This is a genomic window from Mesorhizobium sp. M7D.F.Ca.US.004.03.1.1, from assembly GCF_003998635.1.
Taxonomy (GTDB): Bacteria; Pseudomonadota; Alphaproteobacteria; order Rhizobiales; family Rhizobiaceae; genus Mesorhizobium; species Mesorhizobium loti.
On record NZ_RZQG01000469.1, the window covers coordinates 1 to 4,654 of the forward strand.

Genomic DNA, 4,654 nt, shown 5'->3' on the forward strand with positions numbered 1-4,654 from the left:
ATGGTTGACCACGCTTTTCAAAGATCGTGAACTACATCTCCTCGTTGTGCTCGACGCACTCCGGACAAGTAACCTCATGGGCGCGGCATGCAGGATTAACCGAGCCCAGCCGGTCATGAGTGCGGCCGGCGCTCGGCTGCTCGATTTATTTGCGCGATAAGCTCGCGACCATGTCCGCGGAGGTATTCAAACTTAACGCTGCGTCCGGGAGCTCTTGCCCTCCAGTTTGCGACGCTCCCCCGCCCATCCAGTGATCGTTTATTTCGTCGGATAGTTTGACCCGGCTCTACCGAATCGCCGCTTCAGGATCATTCTTTCCGATTTCGTCACGCTCGTATTTCTGCCGCGTCCTACACCGATTGGGCGCGAACAAAACTGAGCGCCTTGGAACCCGAACCCGTGCGTCGTGACCGGGAGCATCCGGGGCGAACTCATCCGCTCGGGGGCATCGCATCACCGGACGGCGACAGGCACGGTCGACCGGCATCTCGGCATCGGCTGGGAATTCGTCCATGGTCTGCATTGGCGACGACGCTTCCTGAGGCCACGTAGCCCTTATGCCAAGCTGGGCGCCCGGGTCGAGCGCGTAATGACGACAATTGCTTCGCTGCAGGTCAAACGCTTTCCGGGCCACCTGCAAAGTCTTCACCCGGCCGTACAGCGCCCAAGACCACTGATGTGATCGACAAGAGCCTTTTTGATAAATCTGCGCTATTCTCCTGTCGCGCACGGACGACCGCGTGGCGAAGAGCAGGGTCCGAGATGAGAGCCCTGCCGCGCAGCTTCTATCGTCGCGCCTCGTTTGCGGCATCCGTGCCTACCCTCTTCGGACCTCGTGGGTTCCAACCGGCGACGAGGCGTGCATAGGCGCCCTCGGCCTGCTCCACCCAGCGGCGCTCTTCTTCCCGGTGGCTCTTTATGTTGTAGGCGTGCGCTCCCTTTTGGCCGCGCACAGCCTTGCTCCCGGCCTTGAGTTCCACATCGCGCAAGCTTCTTGGCATGCAGGGAGGGTCGAGCCCACGCGTAACTCTCGCCCTTCTCAACAGATGACAGATCACGACAGAGAGTTTGCGTGCGGTTGCCACGGCCGCGACATGCTGTCCGCGCCGGGCTCGCACGCCGCAGGGAGAAGGCTCGCAACGGTCCGGGAGCACGAGCGGCCGCCCAGGCCGCCTCGACGAGCATGCCGCGCGCATGACCACGGCCCTGCTTGGTGATCCGCCCATGGTAGGCCGGACCTGGCCGGACTGCTGGACGCTTGGGTTCAACCCGAGATAGGTCACGAGCTTCTGCGGATCGTCGAAGCGCGACACGTCGCCGATCGCCGCCCTTCATCGCCAGCGCGACGGTGATGTCGACGCCGGGAATGGTCATCAGCCGCTTCACGCCTTCATCCTCGAGAGCCGAGCGGACAAGATCGCGTTCGATGACCTGGAGGTCTTCGCCCAATCGGTCGAACTCGCGCAGATGCCCATCGATCGCGAGGCGCTCGTCCTGCGGTACGACCTGCTCGATTAACCAGGTCCGACCCTTGGCGCCGCACAGGTCAGCATGCGGGCAGGACGGATCAGGTGGCTATGAAGGATCGACTGGATGACGCTCTTCAATCGAGATCTCTGTCGGACAATCTGATTGCGCCGTGTCACCTGTCGACGCAGAGCCTGCGTCGGCTCGTCCGCAATCCAGACTTCTGGCAAGAAGCCGCTGGCATAGAGCTGCGCAAGAACGTCGGCGTCGATCGTCGTTTTGATCTTGGCATAGGCAACGATAAACACCTGTTTCGGCTTGGCGATCCCCACCTTCTTCACATGCGGCGCAACCACAGCTGCAGCGGACGTCGCGTTGCCGGTGGCCTCGATCACCCCGACATCGTTCGGCGACAGCTTCGCGGCGAACGCCGCCAGCAGATCGCGCCGCATGTCGACGCGGCCGAGTCGCCTGAGCCTGCCCTCCTCCCATGCCACTGCTTCGGCGAAGGCGCGGTGAATATCCAGTCCGATGATAAGCATGCCCGTTCCTCCTTCTTGGCTCGGTCAAAGACGGGAGCTGGCGGGCAACACGACATCTACTGATCCGCGCTCGCAGCGCATCCGGGAAAGTCGCGAGGGGCGGCCATGTAACGAGCTCGGGCTCTCAGCCCACGGTCTATTGACGGCCTGCCTGCACCTTTGTGCTCCCGGTGCCCCACGTCCCGGATGGGCTCACCATAAGGGCGTTCCAAAACAAGAACAGCAGGACGAGAAGGCACCACAGATCACATACCGGATAGCGGCAAGGCCAAGCGCTTCGTTCAGATAGGCTTGCGCCAATGGGCTTAGGCCGAGCCTACAACAGCTCTCAAAAACGCTGCCGGACTGCTGCATTGGCTCGCCGATACAATTGGCACAGGCCTCACGGCAGCTTAGGATCAAACCGCCCATCAGTCGCCTCGGACTGGAAAGGTGCACCCTATTAGGTTCCACGCCTAGCTAGGTCGGGGCCGCCGAAGACGCTGGTTGATAGACCGGCGCCATCGGCCCGGCGTTTCAAACTGCCAATCTCTGACCTGCACAGTACGAACGATTGCTCGCTTCGGCAGATCACGCGGCTCATATGTCGGACCTTAACGTCATCCATCATAAACTTTTTGCGACAAAAGATTGCAAGAATGCTAAATTGTTAAAGTCGTTTGTTTCGGTTAAAGGCATCCATCCCATGGATGGCTGATGACATGCGTTTCAAAGGACTTGATCTAAATCTCCTCGTTGTGCTCGACGCACTCCTGACGGAGCGTAATCTCTCGGCGGCGGCACGCAGGATTAACCTGAGTCAGCCCGCCATGAGTGCGGCCGTCGCCCGACTGCGCGATTATTTCCGCGATGAACTGTTTACGATAAGAGGTCGCGAAAGATTTCTAACCCCGCGTGCGGCAGCATTTGCCCCCGCAGTTCGCGACGCTCTCCAGCACATCCAGTGCTCGATTATTTCTTCGGATCCGTTTGACCCAGCTCGAGCCGATCGCCTCTTCAGGATCATTCTTTCCGATTTCGTCACGCTCGTGTTTTTCGAAAAGCTTGTGGAGCGTATTTCACGGGAAGCCCCCGCCGTCAGCTTCGAACTGCTGCCTGTCGACGATAGCCCCGATGAGCTTCTCCGGCGCGGTGACGTCGATTTTCTAATTCTACCGGATATGTTCACGTCGAGTGTGCATTCAAGCGTTGCGCTGTTTGACGAGAAGCTCGTGTGCGTAGGCTGTCCCACAAACAAGCAGCTGCCACAGCAGCTTACATTCGAGAGATACATGTCGATGAGGCACGTCGCGGTCAGGTTCGGGCGTACGATGAAGCCGTCTATCGAGGAATGGTTTTTGCTTGAGCATGGCCTTAAGAGACGTGTCGAGGTCGCCGTGCAGGGCTTCAGCATGATTCCACCTATGGTGTCCGGCACAGCTCGTATAGCGACCATGCCCTTACGGCTGGTCAGGCATTTCGAAAAAACGTTCCCCCTGCGGGTTATCGAACTTCCGCTGCCATTTCCCACATTCACCGAGACCCTCCAATGGCCGGCCCTCCACAATAGCGATCCGGCAAGCATCTGGATGCGGGAGATAATGATACAGGAGGCATCTCGGATGGCTGCCCCGCTGTGAACCCACGGAAAATTCAGGCGCACCTATAGTCACTACTCCTGTCACCATCTACTTTGACGACAATAGCCCTCGCCGGATAAAGTCGATGCTGGCGGCAAGTGCGCCTGCGAGATCGTCCAGAGAATGGACTTCCTCGACCAGCTCGAATGAGAAAGGTCCCGCGTAGCCGCCATCCAGCAGCGCCTGAATCTGGCTGCCATTGTCGGAACCTGCAAGAAAGCGATCGGGGTAAATCCAGAAGGTCGGGTCGTTTACGCTTGAAATGTGCACCAGGCCGGTAAGCTCGCAGAACAGGCATGTCTCCCCGGCCAGGGTGTGGTGGAACGTGTCGTGCACGAGGCGAAAGACGGACTGGCCATCAACCGCGGCAACGGCCTCGGCCGCTTCCTTCTTTGATCGAAGCGAGCAGGTTCGGAAACCCAGCGGCTCGATGAGACCGATCAGACCCCGCGACTGGAGGATTGGCTTGATCTCGTTTAGAGCGAAACGAAGATTGTCCTGGCGCTCGCTATTGGTGGGCCACGAGCTGCGGTTGGCCGGCACCAACACGAGCGTCTCCGCCCCGCACGCCGTCGCATAATCGGCGAGGTTGCTTGCCTCGGCCTGACGCGTTGGAGTCCAGTCGTTGAACCGCTGCAAGGCGTTGACAGAGATGATCGTGACGCCCGCTTCGGTAGCGGCCAACCGAACGTCCGCAGCCGGAATGCCGCGTGCGACAGGATTGCTGAAATGAGGGTAACGGATTTGGACGTCGGTCAGGCCTTGGTCACGGGCAAGCGCGAAAAGCGCACTGACGTCAAGGCGGGGCGCCGCCATGTGATCGAGTGCAAAGCGGGGCGATACCTGGCGCATTGCTTGACTTTCCTTCCATGAAGCGCGGCTGCCATTTCGGCATCCGGCTTCTTTCAAGACGGAACCACGCCGGTTCACAGATCGGACAGAGACGGCCGAGTCAATCGAGCTTTCCTTTCATCGGTGAAAGGAAAATGGGCGCTCATGATAGAAATCCATCAAGGTCAAATATTT

The 4,654-nt window shown here is 59.4% G+C and carries 3 protein-coding genes and 1 pseudogene; 2 read left to right on the forward strand and 2 right to left on the reverse strand.

The features are described 5' to 3' along the window. The first annotated feature begins 406 nt into the window (after nt 1–406). Nucleotides 407–682, forward strand: a complete 276-nt coding sequence (locus tag EN935_RS22985) for a hypothetical protein (protein WP_127262750.1) — start codon at nt 407–409, stop codon at nt 680–682. Nucleotides 683–785: 103 nt separating this feature from the next. Here the strand turns inward: EN935_RS22985 and EN935_RS22990 are convergent. Further along, nucleotides 786–2,009: pseudogene (locus tag EN935_RS22990) on the reverse strand (IS110 family transposase). A gap of 701 nt (nt 2,010–2,710) precedes the next feature. On the opposite strand from EN935_RS22990, the gene EN935_RS22995 reads away from it, so the two are divergent. Further along, nucleotides 2,711–3,628, forward strand: a complete 918-nt coding sequence (locus EN935_RS22995; RefSeq protein ID WP_063170390.1) for a LysR family transcriptional regulator — start codon at nt 2,711–2,713, stop codon at nt 3,626–3,628. A gap of 48 nt (nt 3,629–3,676) precedes the next feature. On the opposite strand, the gene EN935_RS23000 is transcribed toward EN935_RS22995, so the two are convergent. After that, a complete protein-coding gene (locus EN935_RS23000; RefSeq protein WP_063169395.1) occupies nt 3,677–4,480 on the reverse strand; it encodes a TIM barrel protein in 804 nt (267 codons plus the stop codon). Nucleotides 4,481–4,654: the final 174 nt, after the last annotated feature.

What these genes read in the sequence shown, in the direction of transcription:
- EN935_RS22995 (WP_063170390.1), top strand. Translation starts at nt 2,711, where the DNA reads ATGCGTTTCAAAGGACTTGATCTAAATCTCCTCGTTGTGCTCGACGCA.
- EN935_RS23000 (WP_063169395.1), bottom strand. Translation starts at nt 4,480, where the DNA reads ATGCGCCAGGTATCGCCCCGCTTTGCACTCGATCACATGGCGGCGCCC.